Here is a 21,042-nt window from a genome sequence, read left to right as displayed (position 1 = left end):
CGCTAGTCCAGATCATCGTGGCGCATGAGCTGGCGCGCCGCTTCGGTGACCGAGCCGGTCAGCGACGGGTACACCGAGAACGTCTGCGCGAGATCGTTGACGGTGAGGTTGTTCTGCACGGCCATGGCCAGCGGCAGGATCAGTTCGGAGGCGATCGGGGCGACCACGACGCCGCCGATGATCACACCGGTCGCGGGGCGACAGAAGATCTTGACGAAGCCGCGTCGCAGGCTCGACATCTTCGCGCGCGGATTGGTATTCAGCGGCAGCATCACGGTGCGCGCGGGCACCTCGCCATCGTCGATCGATTGCTGACTCACGCCCACCGTCGCGATTTCGGGACGGGTGAATACGGCCGATGCGACCGTCTTGAGCCGGATCGGGCTCACGCCCTCGCCGAGTGCGTGGTACATCGCGATCCGGCCCTGCATCGCGGCGACCGAGGCCAGCGGGAGCAACCCGGTGCAGTCGCCCGCGGCGTAGATCCCCGACACCGGCGTGCGGGAGACCCGGTCCACCCGCAGGTACCCGCCGCGATCGGTGGTGATGCCGACCTTGTCCAGGCCGATATCGCGCGTGTTCGGGATCGACCCGACGGTCATCAGCACATGCGAACCCTCGACGGTGCGGCCGTCGGACAGCGTGACCACCGCACCGGAATCGGTACGCTTGGCCGAGTCCGCCCGCGCGTGCTTGACCAGCTGCACGCCACGCTCGGCGAACGCGTCCTCGAGCACGAGTGCGGCATCCTCGTCCTCGTGCGGCAGCACCCGGTCGCGGCTCGACACCAGCGTGACCGGCACCCCCATCTCGGTGTAGGCCGAAACGAACTCGGCGCCGGTGACACCGGAACCGACCACGACGAGATGCTCGGGCAGTTCGGTGAGGTCGTAGATCTGGCGCCAGTTGAGGATTCGTTCGCCGTCCGGTTCCGCGCCGGGGATCACCCGCGGGCTCGCGCCGGTGCAGATCAGCACCACGTCGGCGTCGAGCACCCGGTCGGTGCCGTCGTCGAGGTCGACATGCACCTGATGGGCGGCCATCCCACGCATCCGGTCGGTGAGCTGCGCACGGCCGGTCAGCACCCGCACGCCGACCGTCTGCAACCGCGTCCTGATGTCCGAGGACTGCGCCTTCGCCAGGCTCTTCACGCGTGAATTAATTTGCGGCAGAGAAACTGTCGCGTCCTCGGGATGCACCGAGATACCGAGGTCGTTGGCCCGGCGCAGGTCGGTGCGCACACCGGTCGAGGCGATGAACGTCTTCGACGGCACGCAGTCCCACAGCACGCACGCGCCGCCGGTTCCGTCGGAGTCGATCAGGGTGATTTGGCCGCCGTGCTGGGCCGCCACCAGGGCTGCCTCGTAGCCCGCCGGTCCCCCGCCGATGATCACGATCCGAGTCATGCCCTGCTCCCATCCGCTGCCATTTGGGATCTCCGATCCGTGCCGCCGAGATCTCCGACTCATCTGCAACGGTATGGGATAGCGATTGGCTAGGCTTGCCGTCGTGCCGATTTATGCCGCCTACGGGTCCAACATGGATCCCGAGCAAATGCTCGAACGTTGTCCCCATTCACCAATGGCGGGAACCGGCTGGCTGGACGGGTGGCGACTGACCTTCAGCGGCGGCGATATCGGTTGGGAAGGCGCGCTCGCCACCGTGGTCGAAGAACCCGGATCCCGGGTGTTCGTGGTGCTCTACGACGTGTCGATCGAGGACGAGCAACGCCTGGACCGCTGGGAAGGCTCCGACTTCGGGATTCACCGCAAGATCCGGGTGCGCATCGACACCACCGGCACCCCTACGGGCGGTCTCGACGGGCCCGTGCTGGCTTGGCTCTATGTGCTCGACGCGTATGAGGGCGGTCTGCCATCGGCGCGCTACCTCGGTGTGATGGCCGATGCCGCCGAGAAGGCGGGCGCGCCCACCGCATACGTGCGCGATCTGCAGACCCGCAACAGCCGCAACGTGGGGCCGGGCAACTTCGGTTCCGGCTGACTCAGGACGCCATCGACATCACGCCGTCGATCAGGATGCCATCGACATCACGTCGGCGACCAGACGCCGCGAGTAGTCGGCGCCGCCGGGCAGGCCGAAGACCGCGTGATGGTAGAGCGGCGCGACAATGTGATCGAGAATCTGCCTGACTTCGGGCGTCGTTTCGCCACGCGCACCGGCGCGCCGCACGAACTCGCCGGCCTGCTCGCGGCGGACCTCCCAGCACGGGCATGCCTCGACGATGTCCTCGCGCGCGGCGACCATCGCCCGCAGGTACACCATGCGCTCCGGCCGACCGATGTCCTCGGCGATCGCCTGTGCCCAGATCTCGAGATCTCCGGCGATACTGCCGGTGTCGGGAAGCGGCTCGTCGCGCGTCAGGACGGCCACCGCGACCTCCTCGAGTAGCACCTCAACGCTGCCCCACCGGCGGTAGATGCTGGTCGGGTTCACCCCTGCCGTCTCGGCAATTTGCGGCACCGTCATGGTGTCCCGGAAACCGGTGCTGACCAGCGCACCCACCGCCCGGTAGACCGCCTCTTGGACGCGGGCGCTGCGTCCACCCGGGCGGCGGGCGGTGCTGCTGGCAGTGGTCATGTCCACCATTATTGCAAATAGATTTGCTTTTGCACCAGGACCGGCCTACGGTGATGCAAAAGCAATTGCATTTGCTTTAGCCGTGAGGAGACACATCGTGACCACCCGGATCCTCCGCCCACCCACTCGGACGATGCACCCGACAGCCGCGTTCGCGTTCGTCGGCCTGACGACGGCGGCGGTCCTGTTCGCCTCATCCGCTCCGTCGCCGATCTATCCTGTCTATCAACAACTCTGGGGATTCTCCTCGTTCACACTGACGGCGATCTTCGCGATCTACGTGGTCGCACTGCTCGGCAGTCTGCTGACCGTCGGCTCCCTCTCCGACCACGTCGGCAGGCGGCCGGTGATCGCGGTCTCGCTGGCCATGCTGATCGTGGCGATGTTCCTTTTCATCTCCGCGGACGGCGTGGGCATGCTGCTCGCCGCCCGCATCCTGCAAGGCCTCGCCACCGGGGCCGTACTGGGTGCACTCAGTGCCGCGATGCTGGACCTGCAGCCGAACGAGCGCATCGGTTCGATGACCAATAGCGCCATGCCGGGAGTGGGTTTGGCGTTCGGCGTCATCGTCGCAGGCACCCTGGTGCAATACGCCCCGGCGCCGCGCCTGCTGGTCTACGCGATCACCGCGGGGGTCTTCGTTGTGCTCCTCGCCGCGTTGGTACTGGTGCCGGAATCGTCGGCCAGAGTCGGCTTCGACTCACGCGCACATCTGGCGCGGACCGTTGCGCCGCGGGCCGCGCTGCCGGTCGCCACCCGGCCGGTCTTCCTCGCCGCGGTCCCCGCGATGGTCGCCACCTGGTCCCTGGGCGGCCTGCAACTCTCGCTCGGATCGTCGATCGTCGACCACCTGCTCGGCGTCGCGAATCACGCATCGGCAGCGGCGATTCTGTTCACCTTCTTCGCCTCGGCGGCGATCGCGTCGCTGGCCTCGGCCGGGATGTCGGCAGGCACGAAGCTGGCGATCGGCTACAGCGGGCTGTTCGTGGGCCTGCTGATCACCCTCGCGGCGGTGCTCACCACATCGATTGCTCCCTACATTGCGGGGCTCGCGGTCTCCGGGTTCGGGTTCGGCACCACCTTCGTCGGAGTGATCGGCTCGCTCGCCGCGGCCACCGCCCCGGCCGACCGCGGACAGGTATTCGCTTCGATGTTCCTGGTCAGCTACACCGGTTTCGCGGTACCCGCCGTGGTCGCCGGCCTGGCCGCCGCAGAGTTCGGACTGCGAAGTACCGCAATCGGTTACGCGATCTTCGTACTTGCGCTCGTGCTGCTCGCGGCGGCAGCCGCGCGACGTGCCCGGCCCGCGGCTGCGCCGGCCGGTACCGAACCGGTCTGCGTGGGCTGACCCCGGTTACTCCGCGGCCAGAACGACGTTCGCCATCACCCGCACGCCCACCTCGAGCGCGCGCTCGTCGATGTCGAACGTCGGCTGGTGCAGATCGAGTTGTGCTCCTTCGCCGGACCACACGCCGAGCCGGCACATCGCCCCCGGCACCTCCTCGAGGTACCAGGAGAAATCCTCGCCACCCCCGGACTGCATCGTGTCCGCGAGGGCGTCGTGGCCGGTGGCGCGAATCGCGTCCTCGAACACCCTCGTGGCGTGCTCGTCGTTGACCACCGGCGGAACGCCGCGCCGGTAGTTCAGCTGGTAGCGCACCCCGGTCGGCGCGAGCAGGCCGTGCACGATCTCGCGGACGAGGGGTTCGAGAATTGCCCACGTCTCGTGATCGCCGGTGCGGACCGTGCCGGTCAGCATGCCCGTCTGCGGGATCGCATTGGGCGCCTGACCTGCGTTGACCGCGCCCCACACCATGACGGTGGAGGTACGCGGGTCCACCCGCCGGCTGAGCATCCCGGGCAGGCCGGTGATCACGGTGCCGATCGCGTACACCAGGTCCGTGGTCAGGTGCGGCCGCGACGTGTGCCCGCCGGGCGAGTCGAGCACGAGTTCGACGGTGTCGGCCGCCGACGTGATGGGCCCAACCCGGACGCCGACCCGGCCGACCTCGAGCCGTGGATCGCAGTGCAGCGCGAAGATCTGTTTCACCCCGCTCATCGCGCCGGAGGCGACCACGTCGATCGCGCCGCCGGGCATGGTCTCCTCCGCAGGCTGGAAGACGAACCGGACACCGACCGGCAGTTCGGGCGCCTGCGCGAGCGCGAGCGCCGCACCGAGCAGCACCGTGGTGTGCGCGTCATGCCCGCAGGCATGCGCCACCCCCGGCACCGTCGAGGCATAAGTGGCACCGGTGAACTCCTGCATCGGCAGCGCGTCCATGTCGGCGCGCAGCGCGATCCGCGGGGTATCGGGGCCGATATCGCAGATCAGTCCGGTTCCGCCAGGCAGCACCTTGGGCGACATCCCTGCCGACGCCAGTTCCGCCGCCACCAGCTCGGTGGTGGCGTATTCGCTGTGTGCAAGTTCGGGATTGGCGTGAATCTGTCGGCGCCACTGCGTCAACCGCTGCCGGTTCCCGTCGAGCCAGGTTTCGAGGAAGTCCGCCATCACCGGCCTCCCGCGCCGACCGCCGTGCGGCGCACGACTCCGGCCAGCAGGCGGTCGCGTTCGCCCGGGTCGCAACTCACCCGGATCGCGGTGCGTGCCAGTGCAGTCGCACCGTCGATGACGGCCCGGTCCGACGAGGGCTTCGCGCACGCCGCCGCGAAAGCGCGCTGGTGCGGCACCGAGCCCTCCGAGTCGATCCCGATGATCGGGTGAATACCGGGTATGACGTTGGTTACATTGCCCATATCCGTGCTGCCGAGCGGCTGCGATCCTTCCAATTCCGGTGCGAGCGGAGTGCGCCCCAGCTCGATGACCACTTCACGATATGCCTGCACCAGACGCGGATCGGGCGTGAGTGCGGTGTAGGTCGGGGTCGCGGTGCGAACCTCGTGCGTACAGCCGGTGGCCAGCGCCCCTGCGGCAAAACAGTCCGCTATCCGTCCCTGCAGGTCGGCGAGCGAATCATTGGTGGCTGCGCGCAGATTGAAGCGCATCTCGGCACGGTCGGGCACGACGTTGGGCGCCGTGCCGCCGTCGGTGACGATGCCGTGCACCTGCTGGCCCGGCACGAGATGCTGGCGCAGCAGCCCGATCCCGACCTGCGCCACCGTCACCGCGTCCGCCGCATTGCGGCCGAACTGTGGGGCGAACGACGCGTGTGCCTCCCGGCCGGCGAACGTGACTGCGAGGTCGGCGAGTGCCAGCGACGTCGCCCCGGCGATGTCGACCGGGCCGGCGTGCACCATCATCGCCGCCGCGACACCGTCGAACGCACCTCGCTCCAGCATGAGCACCTTGCCGCCGCCGTCTTCCTCGGCAGGTGTGCCGAAGACCTTGACGGTGAGCCCGCACTGCTGCGCGACATCCGCGAGTGCGAGTGCGGCACCGACCGTGGACGCAGCAATGATGTTGTGCCCGCACGCATGTCCGATCTCGGGAAGTGCGTCGTACTCGGCGCAGATCCCGATGACCAGATCGCCGCTGCCGAAGGTCGCGGTGAACGCGGTCGGCAGATCGGCGACGCCGGCCTGCACCTCGAAGCCGCGCTGCGCGAGCAACTCGGTCACCTTTGCCGCGCTCTTGACCTCTTCGAAACCCAGTTCCGGTTCCGCGTGAATCGAATGCGACAACTCGATCAGATCGCGGGCGGCGAGATCGATGGCCACGTCGGCCGCTGCGGACGCGGCGACGACGCGGTCGGCGACCGCGATCGCGTCGCGCCCGCCGACCTGCCGGTTGTCCGAAGCCATACGGCCCAGTCTCTCACTCCGCGGCGATCAGCCCCTGCCGAAGGCGAGGTTCTCCGCCGTATTGGCCACCGCCAGCGCGGCTAGCGTGTCGGCGTGCAGGTCCGCCTTGATGCGGGCGATCGCCGGACCGCGGTTCTGCGCCAGGGCGCCCGCGCGCGCGACCGCGGTCTCCACCAGCTTGTCCGCATCCGCCGCTTCGTCCACGATGCCCGCCGTGATCGCGTCCGCCGCCCCGAAGCGGCGGCCCGTGGTCATCGTCGCGACCGCGGTCCGCACGCCGAGCTGGTTGCGGACCAGCGCGTTCATCCCGACCGTGAACGGCATACCGAGGTTCACCTCGGGCAGACAGTAGTAGCCGCGATCGCCGCGCATCACGCGGAAATCGTGCGAGCTCACGGTCATCGCGCCCGCGCCGAAGGCATGCCCGTTCACTGCGGCGACGGTCGCCATGGGGAAGACGATCAGCCGCGCGAAGATCGTGTGCACCCGGTCGAGGTAGCCGTGCATCTCGCCCATGTTCGCGAACAGCCAGTCGGTGTCCAGGCCGTTGCTGTAGAACTTGCCGGTCGCGGTGGTGACCAGCGCGGTCGGCCCCTCATGCGCCTGCACCTCGTCGAGGAGGGCGTGGAACTCGTCGATCCAATCCGGATGGAAGCGGTTCTCGCTGTCGGTCCCCTCGCGAGTGCCGAAGCTGAGTACGTAGATGTCGCCGTCGCGCTCGAGAAATGGCATACCGGCAGGATAGCTAGGGTGCTCTTCATGGATTCCTCGCATGCCGCCGCGATGATCGCCGAGCGCACCGGCAGGACCGCGCACCGCGCCGCCGTCGTCCTCGGCTCGGGGTGGCAGGCCGCCGTCGCCGAACTCGGCGAGCCCACCGCGACCATTCCGATGGCGGAGCTCCCCGGTTTCGAAACCCCCACCGCCGCAGGGCATCACGGCGTCATCCATTCCATCGACCTCGTCGGCGGCCCGGTGCTGGTGATGATGGGACGCAACCATCTCTACGAGGGCTACTCGCCGATCCAGGTAGCCCACCCCGTGCACGCGGCGGTCGCGGCGGGGGCACACACCATCGTGCTCACCAACGCGGCGGGCGGGATCAACGCCGATTACCGGGTCGGCATGCCGGTCCTCATCGATGATCATCTGAACCTGACCGGAGACTCGCCGCTGCAGGGTGCGCACTTCGTCGACCTGGTCGATGCCTACGACCCGGCGCTGCGCCGGCTCGCGCTCGACGTGGACCCGACGCTGGCGACCGGGGTGTACGCCGGGTTGCGCGGACCGCAGTACGAGACGCCCGCCGAGATTCGGATGCTGCGCGCGATCGGGGCCGACCTCGTGGGCATGTCGACGGTGAACGAGACGATCGCGGCCCGCTCGCTCGGCGCCCGGGTACTCGGCATCTCGCTGGTCACCAACCTGGCCGCAGGCATCACCGGCGAGCATCTCGCGCACGCCGAAGTGCTGGCCGAGGGCGCCGCCGCCGCACCGCGGCTGGGGCGGCTGCTGCGTGGGGTGCTCGAACGTCTCGACGATCCGGCGGGGTCAGACGATCCGGTGGCGTCATGAGCCTGCGGTTCGGCACCGCGGGTTTGCGGGGCCCGCTACGCGACGGCCCGGACGGGATGAATCCCGACGTGGTCACGCGGGCCACCGCGGGGTTGGCGGCATGGCTGCAGGAGCGCTGCCTCGGCGGTGGCGTGGTCGTGGTCGGCTACGACGCGCGGCACGGTTCGCGCGAGTTCGGCGCGATCACCGCCGAGGTGCTCGCCGCGGCCGGCTTCGCCGTGCGGCTGTTCCCGCGCCCGCTGCCGACACCGCTGACCGCGTTCGCGGTCCGCGCGCTCGACGCAGTGGCCGGGGTGCAGATCACCGCGTCGCACAATCCGGCCACCGACAACGGCTACAAGGTCTTCGTTTCCGGTGGTGCGCAACTCATTTCACCCGCGGACCGGGAGATCGAGGCCAAGATCGACGCGGTCGGTCCGGCCGCTGCGGTGCCGCGCAGCCAGGTCGAACCGATCGGCGACGAACTCGTCGAGCGCTACCTCGCCCGGGTCGCGTCGCTGCCGCACGGCACCGAGCGAAACGTGCGCATCGCACTCACCCCGCTGCACGGCGTCGGCGGCGAGACGGCGCTCGCGGCGCTGCGGATGGCCGGCTTCACCGACCTGCACGTGGTCGACGAGCAGTACCAACCCGACCCCGACTTTCCCACGGTCGCGTTCCCGAACCCGGAGGAAGCCGGCGCCACGGACCTGCTGCTCACTCTCGCCGAGCGGGTCGACGCCGACCTGGCCGTGGCATTGGATCCCGACGCGGACCGCTGCGCGCTCGGCGTGCGCGACGCGGATGGCTGGCGGATGCTGCGCGGCGACGAGACCGGCGCGCTGCTCGGCGAGCACGTGCTCGCGACCGCCCCCGCGGATGCACTGGTGGCCAGCACCGTGGTGTCGTCGCGACTACTCGGCAAACTCGCCCGCGCGCGCGGTGCCCGGCACGCCGAGACGCTCACCGGGTTCAAGTGGCTGGTGCGCGCCGGTGACGGGCTGGTCTACGCCTACGAGGAGGCGCTCGGTCACTGTGTCGACCCGGATGCGGTGCGCGACAAGGACGGCATCTCCGCGGCCGTGCTCGCCGCGGACCTGGCCGCCGGGGCCAAGGAGCGCGGCACCACCCTGCCCGCGCTGCTCGACGACCTCGCGCGCGAGTTCGGTCTGCATGCGACCGATCAGGTTTCGCGCCGAGTCGACGATCTCGGCGTGATCGAGGCGATCATGGCGCAGTTGCGCTCGGCGGTGCCGACCGAGGTGGCGGGTGAGCCCGTCGAGGCGACCGATCTGCTGCAGCGACGCGGACTGCAGCGCACCGACGCGCTGATTCTCACAGGTGCGCGCAGCCGGATCGTGGTGCGGCCCTCGGGAACCGAGCCGAAGCTGAAGTGTTATCTCGAGGTGGTCGAGCGGGTCGCCGGCAAAGCCGAACTGACCACCGCGCACGTGCGCGCCGTGCAGCGCCTCGGCGAACTGCGGAGCTGGTGCGAACAGCTCTGAAAGCCGCCCACCGTCCCGAACTTCCGAATGTCCGCCGAAACTGTCGACGCCGCTGCCAAACTGGATGAATTGTTGGAGCGACGAGGAGTGCGGATGTTCAAGGACGCAGATCTGCTGAAGCGGCGCGAGATCGTCTTCCTCCTCCCCTTGTCGTTGTTCCTGATCGTCGGTCTCGCCGACTCCGGCCAATCGGCGCTGCGGTCGGTTGTGAATGGAGTTGGGATCTTCTGTTGCGGGTGGGCAGTCAGCGCCTTCTGGACCAGGGAATCGATCCAACGCGACACCGCGGCACAGGACGATCTGCAGGAGTCGTAATGCTGCTCCGAGCTACCGCGGCCCGAACTGCCGATCCCCGGCATCCCCCAGTCCGGGCACGATGTAGGCATTCTCGTTCAGCCCCTCGTCGATCGCGGCGGTGAACACCCGCACCGGCAGCCCGGCTTGCTCCAGCTTCGTCAGTCCCTCCGGCGCCGCGACCACGCAGACCGCGGTGATGTCGCGAGCACCGCGGGCGACGAGCAACTCCAGTGTGTGCAACATCGAGCCACCCGTCGCCAGCATCGGATCGAGCACGTAGACCGGCACGTCGGACAGATCGTCGGGCAGCGACTCGAGATAGGGCACCGGCTGATGCGTCTGTTCGTCGCGGGCGATACCGACGAAGCCGACCCGGGACTGCGGAATCAGCCTGCTGGCCTCCTCCACCATGCCCAGCCCGGCGCGCAGCACCGGAACCAGCAGCGGCGGGCGGGCGAGCCGGTATCCGACGGTCGTCGTCAGTGGCGTGGTGACCTCGAACGTCTCGACCGGTGCATCGCGGGTCGCCTCATGCACGAGGATGCGGGTGAGGCCGCTGAGCGCCGCACGAAACGCCGCATTGGAGGAGCGCTCGTCGCGCATCGAGGTGAGCAACGCAGCCGCCAGCGGGTGATCGACCACATGCGTGTGCATGGCTCGAACAATAATGCCGACGCAGCCCGGTCGCGGAAGGTCGGAACCGTGGCGCGATCGGTTGCGTCCAACATGTCGAGGAAATCTGTCGAGCCCCGGGGGACATGCGATGAGCGAGGTCACCGCCGATACGGCGGGTATCGCGGCGTACGGCGCCACGGCGGCCGGCATGGCCGCATCGATGACCACTGCCGCGGCGACCGCCGCCGTCGCAGGTCCGGAGCTGCTCGGCCCGGTGTTCGGCCTGATCGGCGGCGACTTCCTGGCCGCGTTCGCGAGCGCGCACGCCGCGCATCTCGGCGCCATTGCGCAGGCTTCGAGCACGCTGGCCGGCATCGGTGACGCCGCGATCGGCACAGCCGCCGCCTATGCCGGGACGGATGCCGCGCACGCGGTCGGACTGGGCACAATCGCGGGCGGGGTCGACGGGTGATCGACCCCGCCGTTCTCGCCGCCCCCATCACGGACCTGCTCGGCAGCTTCGGGAGCGGAGTTCTGCCCTCGGGCGGCCCCGCCGACGCGCTGCGGCTGTCCTCGGCCGCGATCGACGCCGTGCACGCCATCGGCCGGGATGCGGTCGCGGATCTCGACGCAGGCTGGCGCGGCAGGGCGGCCGGCACTGCGGTGTCCAAGGCGCAGGCCGTCCAGGACTCGTCGGTCCAGATCTCCGATCGCGGAAACTCGATTGCCGACGTGGTCGGCGCGGCCAGTGCCGATGTCAATGCCGGTCTCGTCGAGCTCGAGGGCATCCTGCAGTCGTTCATCTCGATCGCCGTCGCCGCGGCACCGACGCTGGTGACGCCGGCCGGGCTGGCGATGATCGTCACTGCCGCGATCGAACACCTCAACCGTGCACTCGCGGTCGTGGCGAAGGTGCGCGCACAGCTGAGTACGCACACCGCCCGCATGACCGAATTGACAGCACCCGAGGTCCCCACGGCACCGGCGAGCGTCGGAACGCCGACGCACGCCGCGTCGGCGGCTCCCTCGCAGGTGAGCGATGCCGCGTCGAAGGTCGCGAGCGGGCTGTCGGGCGGCGGCAGCGGTGCAAGCGGCATGTCGAGCGTCTTTTCCTCGCCGTCGCACGGGCGCAGCCGCTCCGCGGCGCTGCAGCGCGGACGCGACAGCGAACAGGTCGGCGCAGGCGCCGGCCCCGGTGAACACAAGCTCGCCGGTCGGGGTGTGGAGATCACGTTGCCCGACGGCAGCACCGCGGTCGCCCCCAACGAAGAGGCCGCCACCGCGGTGCGCGCTGCGCTGAGCCAGCAGGGCGTGCCATACGTCTGGGGCGGCAACAGCCCCGGCGAGGGACTCGACTGCAGCGGACTGACCAAGTACGCGTACGGCGAGGCAGGGGTGGATCTGCCCAGGCTCGCGCAGGAGCAGCAGGTCGGCCACCTGCAGATCTCGGAGGACAACCTGATGCCCGGCGACCTCGCCGTGTGGGACGGCCACGTCGCGATGGTGATCGGGAACGGCCAGCTCGTCGAGGCGGGCGACCCGGTCAGCACCGGACCGATCAGAACGGAGAACATCGGCATGCAGTTCTACGGTTTCTACCGACCGACCGCATCGGCAGGTGAGGCATGAGCGAGCCGCGCACTCCGGGGCCGATCCCCGAGGTCACCCATGCCACCAGCACGAACCGCCAGGGCACGCTCGCGGTCCGAGCGAACGATCAGGGCCTGCCCACCGACATCCGGGTGGATCGCCGCGAACTGCGCTACGGCGCCGAAGCACTCGCGGCGGAGATTCTGCGGCTGTCCCGGTCCGCCGCGCTCGAGGCGCGCGCCCGGCGACGGGTCGAACTCGCCGAGGCGGGCATCACCGCGGAGGTCCTCGATCGACTCGGGCTGCCGACGCGCACGGAAGTGGATCAGCGGCTCGCGGCGGCCGATGACGCCGACCTCTCCCCTACGACCTGGATGCGGCGGGTATGAGCGGCAACGAGATGGATGCGCTGGTCGCGAGCGCGACCGCGCGCCTGGAGAACCTGGAAGCAGCACTGCACGGCATTTCGCAGGTCCGCGGAGTCGCGACCGCGCAGGACGGACTCGTCACCGCCGAGGTCGATGGCAACGGCGCGCTCGTCGATCTGCGCCTGGCCGAGGCCATCACCGCTCACCCGCCCGCGGAGATCGGGCCGCTGGTCACCCGCACCTGCGCAGAGGCCGCTGTGGACGCCGCGCGGCAGCGTGCACGGGTCATCGAACGGTTGTCCGCCGAATTCGGCGGACAGGTCGGGTGAGAAGCTCGCATCCGAGTCGATAGGCTCAGCGGCATGGCTTCCGGAGACATCGTTCCTATCGAACTCGGTCTGACCGACGGCGACCTCGTCACCCTTTGGGCACCGGCGTGGCGCGAGGGCGACGACGAGTGGGAAGCGTTCCTCGGCCACGGTGACGACCTCTACGGATTCGAGTCGATCGCCGAACTGGCTGCGTTCGTCCGCTCCAACGCCGACAACGACCTCGTCGATCATCCGGCGTGGCGCACCGTGACAGCACTGTCGGCCACCGAGTTCGAACCGGACGAGAGCGCCGCATTCGACCTGATCGCCGTCCCGGAGCTGGCCGCGAGCGATCCCGATCCGGACGTCGTCGAGGAACTCGACCAGACGCTGAGCATGGTCCGCACGATCGGCGAGGTCTGCGAACTCGAAGCGGTGACCAAGTTCTTCGGCGCAAACCCGGTGCTGAGCATGGTGTCCGCGGGGGTACGTGTATTCGACGGTCGCGACGGACTCGAGCTGTGGGACCGGATCGGCACGGCGATCGCCAAGGACTGGGACGGCGTGCTCGACGCGATCGACGAGGTGATCACAGTCCCGGACGTCGATTCGGCAGCGGTCGACGTCGCGGAGGCCGAACTCGTCGCGGCCGCGGAGAATATCGTCGAGGCCGACGACGATGCCGATTCCGATGACGAGGCCGAGTTCGAGACGGTCGACCTCGCGGCGGCGGGCACCGCGGTCGCGGGCTCCGGTGCCGCAGCAGAAGACGACGAGGCGGACGACGAAGACGACGAAGACGAGGACGAGACGTTCTGGTCCGAGGTCGGCATCGATCCGATCAAGATCATCACCAGCGACCGCATCTGGTTCACGTTGCGCTGCTACCTCGATGACGACCCGGTGTTCCTCGGCCGCAAGGACGCGATCTTCGTGTTCGCCTCCGAGCGTTCGCTCGCGCGCTATCTCGCCGACGACCATGAACACGACCTGGTCCGGGTGAGCACCTTCGCCGACGTTCAGGCGCTCGCCGTGGACGGGTCGCTCGAGGTCGAAATCACCGACGAGAACATCTATGTCCTACCCGGCCTGGCCGACGACCTGGCCGAGGGCCCAGCCGCCGTCGACATGGGCCAGCTCGATCTGGCAGTCGAATTACTCACCGACGCAGCCGATTACGTGGGTGACGAGGAGACTTCGAATGCGCTGGCATCGTCGACGCCGCTCGGCTGGTACGTGTCCTACCTCCTGAACCCGGACCCGAACCGGATGGCGCCGAGCCCGCCGTTCGCCGCCGAGGCGGAGTCATGGCGGGGCCTGGTGCGGGAGTTCGAAACCCGGCTGCGCCAGGTCTGACCCGGACGCAGGCGCGGTGCGGCACCGGCTCAGCCGATGAGCACGGCATAGCCCGGCTTGATCACCTCGTCGATGATCCGCAGCCGATCCGGGAACGGGATGAACGCCGATTTCATTGCGTTGATCGTGAACCGCTCCAGGTCGCTCCAGCCGTAGCCGAACGACTCGACCAGCCGCAGCATCTCCTGGCTCATCGTGGTGTCACTCATCAGCCGGTTGTCGGTATTGACCGTCACCCGGAACCGCAGCCGGGCGAGCAACCCGAACGGGTGCTCGTCCATGCTCTTCACCGCGCCGGTCTGAATGTTCGAGCTCGGGCACAGCTCGAGCGGAATCCGCTTGTCGCGCACGTAACCGGCGAGCAGCCCGAGTCGCGCATCGCCGTCGGACTCCACGATGTCGTCGGCGATCCGAACGCCATGGCCGAGCCGGTCCGCACCGCAGAATGCGATCGCCTCGTGAATGGACGGCAACCCGAAGGCCTCGCCGGCGTGAATCGTGAAGTGCGCGTTGTTCGCCCGCATGTATTCGAACGCGTCGAGGTGCCGGCTCGGCGGGTAGCCGGCCTCGGCGCCGGCGATGTCGAAACCGACCACCCCCCGGTCGCGGAACCGGACCGTCAGCTCCGCGATCTCGCGCGAACGTGCGGCGTGGCGCATCGCGGTGAGCAGGCAGCCGATCCGGATGACCCGGCCGCGCGCGGCGGCCGCCGAAATTCCCTGCGCGAATCCCTCGAGCGTGTGCTCGACCACCTCGTCGAGGGTGAGCCCCCGCCCGAGGTGCTGCTCGGGCGCGAATCGAACCTCGGCGTAGACCACACCGTCGTCGGCGAGATCCTCGGCGCATTCGCGCGCCACCCGTTGCAAACCCTCGGGCGTCTGCATCACCGCGACCGTGTGATCGAACGTTTCCAGGTAGCGCTCGAGTGAGCCGCTGTCGGCCGCATCGCGGAACCACACCGCGAGGTCGTCGGCATGGTCGGTGGGCAGCTGCGTGTAGTCACATTCGCGCGCGAGTTCGAGCACTGTCGCCGGTCGCAGGCCACCGTCGAGGTGATCATGCAGCAGGGCCTTGGGGGCCTGCCTGAGGGAGGCTCGGTCCAGTGGTGCTGGCCCGGTTGGGGCGGGAACCTCGGGAGCGTTCATGTTCAGACACTAGCGCCGGTCCGCGCCCGATGCCGGGGCTCGGCGGCCGACGACGCGGCGAACAGCGCGCGAAATCTCTGCGACGTAACCGGGAACCGTGATACGCACGCGACACTGGCGGCGCAGTCGACTTTGGGCAATCTGTTCGCGGGCATCCAGCTCACGTTCAGCGCCGCGATCCGCATCGACGACGCGGTGATCGTCGAGCAGGAGTGGGGCTGGATAGCGGAGATCACGCTGAGTTGTGTCGTGGTCCGGCGGTGGGATCTGCGCCGTTCTCGCCGGGCTGCCGCGGCAACGCTTCGACACGGTCGCACCCGGACAATCCACCGCACTGCGCGACGTGGGTTGAGCGGCCTCAGTCCCCGATGCGGTCCAGGATCAACGGGACCGCCTGCGGCGCGTCGGCCCCGATCTCCCAGGCACCCGCCAACTCCCGTCCGGCCCGGTTGAATCGACCCTCCTCGTCCTGCCTTTCGTCGTCGAAGTGCAGCGTGAACAACGCATCGCCCACCCCGACCGAATCTCCGGGTTTGACGTGCATTTCCACGCCCGCCCCGGCCGAGACCGGATCGCCCTGCTTGGCCCGCCCCGCGCCGAGGTGCCACGCCGTCAGGCCCACGGCCATGGCGTCCATCCTGGTCAGCACACCTGCTTCGGGCGCACGGATTACCTCGGTATGCCGGGCACGAGGCAGGGCCGCATCCGGGTCGCCGCCCTGCGCGGCGATCATTGCGCGCCAGCGGTCCATTGCGGTGCCATCGGCGAGCCGGTCCGCCGGGTCGATGCCGTCGATCCCGGCCGCGAGCAGCATCTCCCGCGCCAGCGCGAGCGTCAGCTCCACCACGTCGGCGGGTCCCCCGCCGGCCAGGACCTCCACCGACTCGGCGACCTCGAGCGCATTGCCCGCGGTTCGGCCGAGCGGTGTGTCCATCGCGGTGACCAGCGCGACGGTCCGCAGTCCCGCGTCCGTACCGATCTCCACCATCGCGGTGGCGAGTTCGTCCGCGTGTGCGCGCTCCTTCATGAACGCGCCGCTGCCCACCTTCACATCGAGTACGAGCGCGCCGGTGCCCTCGGCGATCTTCTTGCTCATGATCGAGCTGGCGATCAGCGGGATCGACTCGACGGTCCCGGTGACATCGCGCAAGGCGTAGAGCCGCTTGTCGGCCGGCGCGAGGTCGGCTCCGGCCGCGCACACCACCGCACCGATCGCGGGGTCGGCGAGGATTTCGCGCATCCGGGCGGGCTCGAGATCTGCGCGCCAGCCGGGAATCGATTCGAGTTTGTCCAGCGTGCCGCCGGTATGGCCGAGCCCGCGACCCGAAAGTTGGGGCACCGCGGCACCGCACGCCGCGACCAGCGGCGCGAGTGGCAGCGTGATCTTGTCTCCGACGCCGCCCGTGGAGTGCTTGTCGACGGTGGGTCGCGGCAGGTCGGTGAAGTCCATCCGGCTGCCCGAGGCGATCATCGCGGCCGTCCACCGATCGGTCTCGGCCCGGGTCATGCCGCGCCACACGACGGCCATCGCGAGCGCGGCCATCTGTTCGTCGGCGACCTCACCGCGGGTGAACCCGGCTATCACCCAGTCGATCTGCGCGTCGGACAGGGCGTGCCCGTCCCGCTTCGCCCGGATGATCGAGACGACGTCGTGGAATGCACGGTCCGTCGCGGAGTGAACGGAAGCGTTCACTCCGTTCAGCGCACCAAATCTTCCGTTCATTCGAGCGCACCCGCCGCCAGATCGTCCGGCCCGAAAGCGTCGGGCAGCAAGGCGTTCAGCTCGACGGGCCCGCTGCGATGGTCGACCAGCAGCTGCCGGCCGCCGTGCTCGAGTAAGAGCTGCCTGCACCGCCCGCACGGCATCAGAATTTCGCCCCGGCTGTCGCAACACGAGAACCCGATCAGGCGCCCGCCACCCGAGGAGACGAGGTTACCGACGAGTACACATTCGGCGCAGAGCCCCAGGCCGTATGAGACATTTTCCACATTGCATCCGGCGACGATCCGACCGTCGGAAACAACCGCCGCTGCCCCGACCGGAAACGCCGAGTACGGCGCATACGCCCGTTGCATCACATCGAATGCCCTGGCACGCAGCATTTTCCAGTCGACTTCCGGCATCCGGGCCACCTTTCCGACGACGCCGCGTCCGGTTCCGGCCCGGCGCCACGACGTCCGAATGTATTTGGACAGGCAAACCTAAGAACGGCCTTTCGCGCCGAACGTTCGACCGACCGCGCTAGTTCCCTGGTTTCACAGGGGATTAAAGTTCACCACAGCCGGTTCAAGTCCGCGTCGAGCCGGAGCGCGCAGTTCTAGCGCCCCCGTGCTGAACCCCACGCTCGACGTTGCATGACCCACCCCGCGCACATCGACGACGTTGGAGGCACAGCATTCGATGACAAGCACGACGGAAGCGGCTCCGACGAAGGAGTCCAGGCGGACCTTGTACCGGGGCGACCCGGGTATGTGGTCATGGGTACTGCACCGCATCACCGGCGTGACAGTGTTCTTCTTCCTGTTCGCGCACGTTCTCGACACCGCGTTGGTACGGGTCAGCCCGGACACCTACGACGCCGCCATCGAAACGTACAAGAACCCGGTCGTCGGGCTGATGGAGCTCGCTCTCGTTGCCGCGGTGCTGTACCACGCACTCAACGGTGTCCGGGTCATGCTGGTCGACTTCTGGTCGAAGGGCCCCAAGTACCAGCGCCTGATGCTGTGGATCATCATCGGCATCTGGTTCGTCGTGATGATCCCGGGCGCTGGCCGCATCTTCTACAACATGTTTGCGGGGAACTGATGAGCGCAGCGAAGAACCGGGAGCACTGAGCCATGACAGAAGCGAAGGTTCTCGCCAAGTCCTACGACCGGCCCGCCAGCCTGGACAACCCCCGCTCGCCGCGCCGAGCCTCGAAGGGCAATTTCGAGCTCTACGCCTGGCTGTTCATGCGGTTCTCCGGCCTCGCCCTCATGGTGCTGGTGTTCGGCCACCTGTTCATCATGCTGATGCTCGACGAGGGTGTGCACCGGATCAACTTCGCGTTCGTCGCCGGCCGCTGGTCGAGCCCGTTCTGGCAGCTCTGGGATCTGACGATGCTGTGGCTCGCGCAGCTGCACGGCGGTAACGGGCTGCGCACGATCATCGCGGACTACTCCCGCAAGGACTCCACGCGGTTCTGGCTGAACACGCTGCTGGCGCTGTCGATGATCCTCATCGTGGGTCTGGGTACCTACGTGATCTTCACCTTCGACCCGAACATCCCGGCCAACTAGGGGAGCAAGCTTCAATGCAGCATCATCGGTATGACGTCGTCATCGTCGGCGCCGGCGGCGCAGGTATGCGTGCGGCGATCGAAGCCGGTCCTCGCGCACGCACCGCCGTCCTGACCAAGTTGTATCCGACACGCAGCCACACCGGCGCTGCCCAGGGCGGCATGTGTGCGGCGCTGGCGAACGTCGAGGAAGACAACTGGGAGTGGCACACCTTCGACACCGTCAAGGGCGGCGACTACCTCGCCGACCAGGACGCCGTCGAGATCATGGCCAAGGAAGCCATCGATGCGGTGCTCGACCTGGAGAAGATGGGTCTGCCGTTCAACCGGACGCCCGAGGGCAAGATCGACCAGCGTCGCTTCGGCGGCCACACGCGTGACCACGGCAAGGCGCCCGTCCGGCGCGCGTGTTACGCCGCGGACCGCACGGGCCACATGATCCTGCAGACGCTGTACCAGAACTGCGTCAAGCACGACGTCGAGTTCTTCAACGAGTTCTACGTGCTCGACATCTCGCTGACCGAGACCGACCGCGGCCTCACCGCGACCGGCGTCATCGCCTACGAGCTCGCCACCGGCGAACTGCACGTCTTCGAGGCCAAGAGCATCGTGTTCGCCACCGGCGGCTCGGGCCGGATGTACAAGACCACCTCGAACGCGCATACGCTCACCGGCGACGGCATGGGCATCGTGTTCCGCAAGGGACTGCCGCTCGAGGACATGGAGTTCCACCAGTTCCATCCGACGGGTCTTGCCGGCCTGGGCATCCTCATCTCCGAGGCGGTCCGTGGCGAGGGCGGCATCCTGCGCAACGCCGACGGTGAGCGCTTCATGGAGCGTTACGCCCCCACCATCAAGGACCTCGCGCCCCGCGACATTGTCGCCCGCTCGATGGTGCTCGAGGTGCTCGAGGGACGCGGCGCCGGTCCGAACAAGGACTACGTCTACATCGACGTCACGCACCTCGGCGAGGACGTGCTCGAGGAGAAACTCCCCGACATCACCGAATTCGCCCGCACCTACCTCGGCGTGGACCCGGTCACCGAACTGGTGCCGGTGTTCCCCACCTGCCACTACGTCATGGGCGGCATCCCGACCCGGATCAACGGCGAGGTGCTGCGCAACAACGACGAGGTCGTACACGGCCTGTACGCCGCCGGCGAGTGCGCCTGCGTGTCGGTGCACGGCGCGAACCGCCTCGGCACCAACTCGCTGCTCGACATCAACGTGTTCGGTCGTCGCTCGGGAATCGCCGCGGCCGAGTACGCGCTTCGTCACGAACACGTCGAGATGCCGGAGAACCCCGAGGGCATGGTCGAAACGTGGATGAGCCGGATCCTTTCCGGCGAAGGCCACGAGCGGGTCGCGGACATCCGCACGGAGCTGCAGCGCACGATGGACAACAACGCTTCGGTGTTCCGCACCGAGGACACGCTCAAGCAGGCGCTCACCGATATTCACGCGCTCAAGGAGCGCTACGACCGAATCACGGTGCAGGACAAGGGTAAGCGCTATAACAGCGACCTGCTCGAGGCCGTCGAACTCGGCTTCCTGCTCGAGCTCGCGGAGGTCACAGTGGTTGGCGCGCTCAACCGCAAGGAGTCCCGCGGCGGACATGCTCGCGAGGATTACCCGAACCGCGACGACGTGAACTACATGCGGCACACCATGGCGTACAAGGAAGGCGACTCGCTGCTCTCCGACATCCGCCTCGACTACAAGCCGGTGGTGCAGACCCGCTACGAGCCGATGGAGCGCAAGTACTGATGACGACGTCACTGGATACCCCGCAGTCCGCCGGCACGAGCCAGCCCCCCGTTCCCGAGGGTGCGGTCATGGTGACGATGCGGATCGCACGGCTCAACCCGGAGAACGATCTCGGCGCGCACTGGGACAGCTTCCAGGTGCCCTGCCTGCCGACGGACCGGCTGCTGAACCTGCTGATCTACGTCAAGAGCTACCTCGACGGCACGCTCACGTTCCGCCGCTCGTGTGCACACGGCGTGTGCGGCTCGGACGCTATGCGGATCAACGGTGTGAACCGGCTCGCCTGCAAGGTGCTGATGCGCGACATGCTGCCCAAGGACGGCAAGACGCTCACCATCACCGTCGAGCCGATCCGCGGCCTGCCGGTCGAAAAGGATCTCGTCGTCGACATGGAGCCGTTCTTCGACGCGTTCCGCGCGGTGAAGCCGTACCTGATCACCACCGGCAACGAGCCGACCCGCGAGCGCATCCAGTCCCAGGCCGACCGGCACCGCTTCGACGACACCACCAAGTGCATCCTGTGCGCCTGCTGCACCACCTCGTGCCCGGTGTACTGGAACGACGGCAGCTACTTCGGCCCGGCGGCGATCGTCAACGCGCACCGGTTCATCTTCGACAGCCGCGACGAAGCCGCCACCGAGCGTCTCGACATCCTCAACGACGTCGAGGGTGTGTGGCGCTGCCGCACCACGTTCAACTGCACCGACGCCTGCCCGCGCGGCATCGAGGTGACCAAGGCGATTCAGGAGGTCAAGCGCGCACTGCTGTTCGCGCGCTGATCTTTTCGACGCATGCTCTGCACGAGGGCGCGGCCGGTTTCGATACCGGCCGCGCCCTCGTTTCGTTTTCGGTGGAACCGATCGCGGCGCTGCCGAGTCCTATCAAGTGAAGGGGACTGC

The 21,042-nt window shown here is 68.3% G+C and carries 24 protein-coding genes; 15 read left to right on the top strand and 9 right to left on the bottom strand.

Features of this window, described 5'->3' with window-relative positions:
* Window positions 1-2: 2 nt before the first annotated feature.
* On the bottom strand, window positions 3-1,406 hold the full coding sequence (locus OG921_RS15050) for an NAD(P)H-quinone dehydrogenase (RefSeq protein WP_266113288.1): 1,404 nt from the start codon (window positions 1,404-1,406) through the stop codon (window positions 3-5).
* Between the two features lie 103 nt (window positions 1,407-1,509).
* On the opposite strand from OG921_RS15050, the gene OG921_RS15045 reads away from it, so the two are divergent.
* Window positions 1,510-2,001: a gamma-glutamylcyclotransferase gene (locus OG921_RS15045; RefSeq protein WP_266113287.1), complete on the top strand. Its 492-nt coding sequence runs from the start codon at window positions 1,510-1,512 to the stop codon at window positions 1,999-2,001.
* 30 nt (window positions 2,002-2,031) lie between these two features.
* On the opposite strand, the gene OG921_RS15040 is transcribed toward OG921_RS15045, so the two are convergent.
* A complete protein-coding gene (locus tag OG921_RS15040) occupies window positions 2,032-2,607 on the bottom strand; it encodes a TetR/AcrR family transcriptional regulator (RefSeq protein WP_266113286.1) in 576 nt (191 codons plus the stop codon).
* Between the two features lie 88 nt (window positions 2,608-2,695).
* On the opposite strand from OG921_RS15040, the gene OG921_RS15035 reads away from it, so the two are divergent.
* Complete coding sequence (locus tag OG921_RS15035; protein WP_266113285.1) at window positions 2,696-3,946, top strand: MFS transporter; 1,251 nt, start codon at window positions 2,696-2,698, stop codon at window positions 3,944-3,946.
* Window positions 3,947-3,952: 6 nt separating this feature from the next.
* Here the strand turns inward: OG921_RS15035 and OG921_RS15030 are convergent, their stop codons facing one another.
* From OG921_RS15030 to OG921_RS15020, 3 genes are read right to left on the bottom strand one after another with little or no spacing between them, the layout of a single operon-like run.
* Complete coding sequence (locus OG921_RS15030; RefSeq protein ID WP_266113284.1) at window positions 3,953-5,107, bottom strand: M20 family metallopeptidase; 1,155 nt, start codon at window positions 5,105-5,107, stop codon at window positions 3,953-3,955.
* Complete coding sequence (locus OG921_RS15025; RefSeq protein ID WP_266113283.1) at window positions 5,107-6,357, bottom strand: M20 family metallopeptidase; 1,251 nt, start codon at window positions 6,355-6,357, stop codon at window positions 5,107-5,109. The genes OG921_RS15030 and OG921_RS15025 overlap by 1 nt, the downstream gene beginning before the upstream one ends.
* Before the next feature lie 27 nt (window positions 6,358-6,384).
* Window positions 6,385-7,089: an enoyl-CoA hydratase-related protein gene (locus OG921_RS15020; RefSeq protein WP_266113282.1), complete on the bottom strand. Its 705-nt coding sequence runs from the start codon at window positions 7,087-7,089 to the stop codon at window positions 6,385-6,387.
* Between the two features lie 27 nt (window positions 7,090-7,116).
* Here OG921_RS15020 and OG921_RS15015 point away from each other — a divergent pair, with 27 nt between their 5' ends.
* The 3 genes from OG921_RS15015 (at window position 7,117) to OG921_RS15005 (ending at window position 9,731) form a co-directional block, all read left to right on the top strand.
* Entirely contained in the window at window positions 7,117-7,932 is an 816-nt protein-coding gene (locus OG921_RS15015; RefSeq protein ID WP_266113281.1) for a purine-nucleoside phosphorylase, read from the top strand.
* On the top strand, window positions 7,929-9,416 hold the full coding sequence (locus OG921_RS15010) for a phospho-sugar mutase (RefSeq protein ID WP_266113280.1): 1,488 nt from the start codon (window positions 7,929-7,931) through the stop codon (window positions 9,414-9,416). The genes OG921_RS15015 and OG921_RS15010 overlap by 4 nt, the downstream gene beginning before the upstream one ends.
* A 93-nt stretch (window positions 9,417-9,509) precedes the next feature.
* Complete coding sequence (locus OG921_RS15005) at window positions 9,510-9,731, top strand: hypothetical protein (RefSeq protein WP_266113279.1); 222 nt, start codon at window positions 9,510-9,512, stop codon at window positions 9,729-9,731.
* Window positions 9,732-9,743: 12 nt separating this feature from the next.
* Here the strand turns inward: OG921_RS15005 and upp are convergent, their stop codons facing one another.
* The gene (gene upp, locus OG921_RS15000; protein WP_266113278.1) at window positions 9,744-10,367 is read right to left on the bottom strand and encodes a uracil phosphoribosyltransferase; all 624 of its coding nucleotides are present in this window, start codon (window positions 10,365-10,367) and stop codon (window positions 9,744-9,746) included.
* A 109-nt stretch (window positions 10,368-10,476) separates the two neighbouring features.
* On the opposite strand from upp, the gene OG921_RS14995 reads away from it, so the two are divergent.
* Genes OG921_RS14995 through OG921_RS14975 form a run of 5 tightly spaced genes read left to right on the top strand, consistent with a single transcriptional unit; the run spans window position 10,477 to window position 13,953 of the window.
* A complete protein-coding gene (locus OG921_RS14995) occupies window positions 10,477-10,800 on the top strand; it encodes a type VII secretion target (protein WP_266113277.1) in 324 nt (107 codons plus the stop codon).
* Window positions 10,797-11,957 (top strand): C40 family peptidase, encoded by a 1,161-nt coding sequence (locus tag OG921_RS14990; protein WP_266113276.1) that lies wholly within the window; start codon window positions 10,797-10,799, stop codon window positions 11,955-11,957. The genes OG921_RS14995 and OG921_RS14990 overlap by 4 nt, the downstream gene beginning before the upstream one ends.
* Window positions 11,954-12,307 carry a hypothetical protein gene (locus tag OG921_RS14985; protein WP_266113275.1) on the top strand — a complete coding sequence of 118 codons (354 nt, stop codon included), beginning with the start codon at window positions 11,954-11,956 and terminating at the stop codon, window positions 12,305-12,307. Before OG921_RS14990 ends, OG921_RS14985 begins: the two co-directional genes overlap by 4 nt.
* Window positions 12,304-12,615: a YbaB/EbfC family nucleoid-associated protein gene (locus OG921_RS14980; RefSeq protein ID WP_266113274.1), complete on the top strand. Its 312-nt coding sequence runs from the start codon at window positions 12,304-12,306 to the stop codon at window positions 12,613-12,615. Before OG921_RS14985 ends, OG921_RS14980 begins: the two co-directional genes overlap by 4 nt.
* 33 nt (window positions 12,616-12,648) lie before the next feature.
* Window positions 12,649-13,953 carry a primosomal protein gene (locus OG921_RS14975; protein WP_266113273.1) on the top strand — a complete coding sequence of 435 codons (1,305 nt, stop codon included), beginning with the start codon at window positions 12,649-12,651 and terminating at the stop codon, window positions 13,951-13,953.
* A gap of 29 nt (window positions 13,954-13,982) precedes the next feature.
* Here the strand turns inward: OG921_RS14975 and OG921_RS14970 are convergent, their stop codons facing one another.
* Window positions 13,983-15,098 carry an adenosine deaminase gene (locus tag OG921_RS14970; RefSeq protein ID WP_266113272.1) on the bottom strand — a complete coding sequence of 372 codons (1,116 nt, stop codon included), beginning with the start codon at window positions 15,096-15,098 and terminating at the stop codon, window positions 13,983-13,985.
* Here OG921_RS14970 and OG921_RS26620 point away from each other — a divergent pair.
* Window positions 15,012-15,551, top strand: coding sequence for a mechanosensitive ion channel family protein (locus OG921_RS26620; RefSeq protein ID WP_323182790.1), 540 nt, complete (start codon window positions 15,012-15,014; stop codon window positions 15,549-15,551). The genes OG921_RS14970 and OG921_RS26620 overlap by 87 nt on opposite strands.
* Here the strand turns inward: OG921_RS26620 and OG921_RS14960 are convergent.
* Both OG921_RS14960 and OG921_RS14955 read right to left on the bottom strand, forming a co-directional pair.
* A complete protein-coding gene (locus OG921_RS14960) occupies window positions 15,457-16,791 on the bottom strand; it encodes a thymidine phosphorylase (protein WP_266113271.1) in 1,335 nt (444 codons plus the stop codon). The two genes, OG921_RS26620 and OG921_RS14960, sit on opposite strands and share 95 nt — an antisense overlap.
* 26 nt (window positions 16,792-16,817) lie before the next feature.
* A complete protein-coding gene (locus tag OG921_RS14955; RefSeq protein ID WP_266113270.1) occupies window positions 16,818-17,222 on the bottom strand; it encodes a cytidine deaminase in 405 nt (134 codons plus the stop codon).
* Window positions 17,223-17,499: 277 nt separating this feature from the next.
* On the opposite strand from OG921_RS14955, the gene sdhC reads away from it, so the two are divergent.
* From sdhC to OG921_RS14935, 4 genes are read left to right on the top strand one after another with little or no spacing between them, the layout of a single operon-like run.
* Window positions 17,500-17,904 carry a succinate dehydrogenase, cytochrome b556 subunit gene (gene sdhC, locus OG921_RS14950; protein WP_266113269.1) on the top strand — a complete coding sequence of 135 codons (405 nt, stop codon included), beginning with the start codon at window positions 17,500-17,502 and terminating at the stop codon, window positions 17,902-17,904.
* 32 nt (window positions 17,905-17,936) lie between these two features.
* On the top strand, window positions 17,937-18,377 hold the full coding sequence (locus tag OG921_RS14945) for a succinate dehydrogenase hydrophobic membrane anchor subunit (protein ID WP_266113268.1): 441 nt from the start codon (window positions 17,937-17,939) through the stop codon (window positions 18,375-18,377).
* A gap of 14 nt (window positions 18,378-18,391) precedes the next feature.
* Entirely contained in the window at window positions 18,392-20,143 is a 1,752-nt protein-coding gene (gene sdhA, locus OG921_RS14940; protein WP_266113267.1) for a succinate dehydrogenase flavoprotein subunit, read from the top strand.
* A complete protein-coding gene (locus tag OG921_RS14935; protein WP_266113266.1) occupies window positions 20,143-20,922 on the top strand; it encodes a succinate dehydrogenase iron-sulfur subunit in 780 nt (259 codons plus the stop codon). The genes sdhA and OG921_RS14935 overlap by 1 nt, the downstream gene beginning before the upstream one ends.
* Window positions 20,923-21,042 lie beyond the last annotated feature (120 nt).

It is taken from the genome of Aldersonia sp. NBC_00410 (assembly GCF_026342035.1).
In the GTDB taxonomy this organism is placed as follows: domain Bacteria; phylum Actinomycetota; class Actinomycetes; order Mycobacteriales; family Mycobacteriaceae; genus Aldersonia.
The sequence above is the reverse complement of the archived record's forward strand: the minus strand, read 5'-3'. Positions and strand labels throughout refer to the sequence as shown.

What these genes read in the sequence shown, in the direction of transcription:
- OG921_RS14975 (WP_266113273.1), top strand. Translation starts at nt 12,649, where the DNA reads ATGGCTTCCGGAGACATCGTTCCTATCGAACTCGGTCTGACCGACGGC.
- upp (WP_266113278.1), bottom strand. Translation starts at nt 10,367, where the DNA reads ATGCACACGCATGTGGTCGATCACCCGCTGGCGGCTGCGTTGCTCACC.
- OG921_RS15020 (WP_266113282.1), bottom strand. Translation starts at nt 7,089, where the DNA reads ATGCCATTTCTCGAGCGCGACGGCGACATCTACGTACTCAGCTTCGGC.
- sdhA (WP_266113267.1), top strand. Translation starts at nt 18,392, where the DNA reads ATGCAGCATCATCGGTATGACGTCGTCATCGTCGGCGCCGGCGGCGCA.
- OG921_RS15010 (WP_266113280.1), top strand. Translation starts at nt 7,929, where the DNA reads ATGAGCCTGCGGTTCGGCACCGCGGGTTTGCGGGGCCCGCTACGCGAC.
- OG921_RS14955 (WP_266113270.1), bottom strand. Translation starts at nt 17,222, where the DNA reads ATGCCGGAAGTCGACTGGAAAATGCTGCGTGCCAGGGCATTCGATGTG.
- OG921_RS14945 (WP_266113268.1), top strand. Translation starts at nt 17,937, where the DNA reads ATGACAGAAGCGAAGGTTCTCGCCAAGTCCTACGACCGGCCCGCCAGC.
- OG921_RS15025 (WP_266113283.1), bottom strand. Translation starts at nt 6,357, where the DNA reads ATGGCTTCGGACAACCGGCAGGTCGGCGGGCGCGACGCGATCGCGGTC.
- OG921_RS15040 (WP_266113286.1), bottom strand. Translation starts at nt 2,607, where the DNA reads ATGGTGGACATGACCACTGCCAGCAGCACCGCCCGCCGCCCGGGTGGA.
- OG921_RS15015 (WP_266113281.1), top strand. Translation starts at nt 7,117, where the DNA reads ATGGATTCCTCGCATGCCGCCGCGATGATCGCCGAGCGCACCGGCAGG.
- OG921_RS14970 (WP_266113272.1), bottom strand. Translation starts at nt 15,098, where the DNA reads ATGAACGCTCCCGAGGTTCCCGCCCCAACCGGGCCAGCACCACTGGAC.
- sdhC (WP_266113269.1), top strand. Translation starts at nt 17,500, where the DNA reads ATGACAAGCACGACGGAAGCGGCTCCGACGAAGGAGTCCAGGCGGACC.
- OG921_RS14935 (WP_266113266.1), top strand. Translation starts at nt 20,143, where the DNA reads ATGACGACGTCACTGGATACCCCGCAGTCCGCCGGCACGAGCCAGCCC.
- OG921_RS14995 (WP_266113277.1), top strand. Translation starts at nt 10,477, where the DNA reads ATGAGCGAGGTCACCGCCGATACGGCGGGTATCGCGGCGTACGGCGCC.
- OG921_RS15050 (WP_266113288.1), bottom strand. Translation starts at nt 1,406, where the DNA reads ATGACTCGGATCGTGATCATCGGCGGGGGACCGGCGGGCTACGAGGCA.
- OG921_RS14980 (WP_266113274.1), top strand. Translation starts at nt 12,304, where the DNA reads ATGAGCGGCAACGAGATGGATGCGCTGGTCGCGAGCGCGACCGCGCGC.
- OG921_RS26620 (WP_323182790.1), top strand. Translation starts at nt 15,012, where the DNA reads ATGCAGCAGGGCCTTGGGGGCCTGCCTGAGGGAGGCTCGGTCCAGTGG.
- OG921_RS15030 (WP_266113284.1), bottom strand. Translation starts at nt 5,107, where the DNA reads ATGGCGGACTTCCTCGAAACCTGGCTCGACGGGAACCGGCAGCGGTTG.
- OG921_RS15005 (WP_266113279.1), top strand. Translation starts at nt 9,510, where the DNA reads ATGTTCAAGGACGCAGATCTGCTGAAGCGGCGCGAGATCGTCTTCCTC.
- OG921_RS14985 (WP_266113275.1), top strand. Translation starts at nt 11,954, where the DNA reads ATGAGCGAGCCGCGCACTCCGGGGCCGATCCCCGAGGTCACCCATGCC.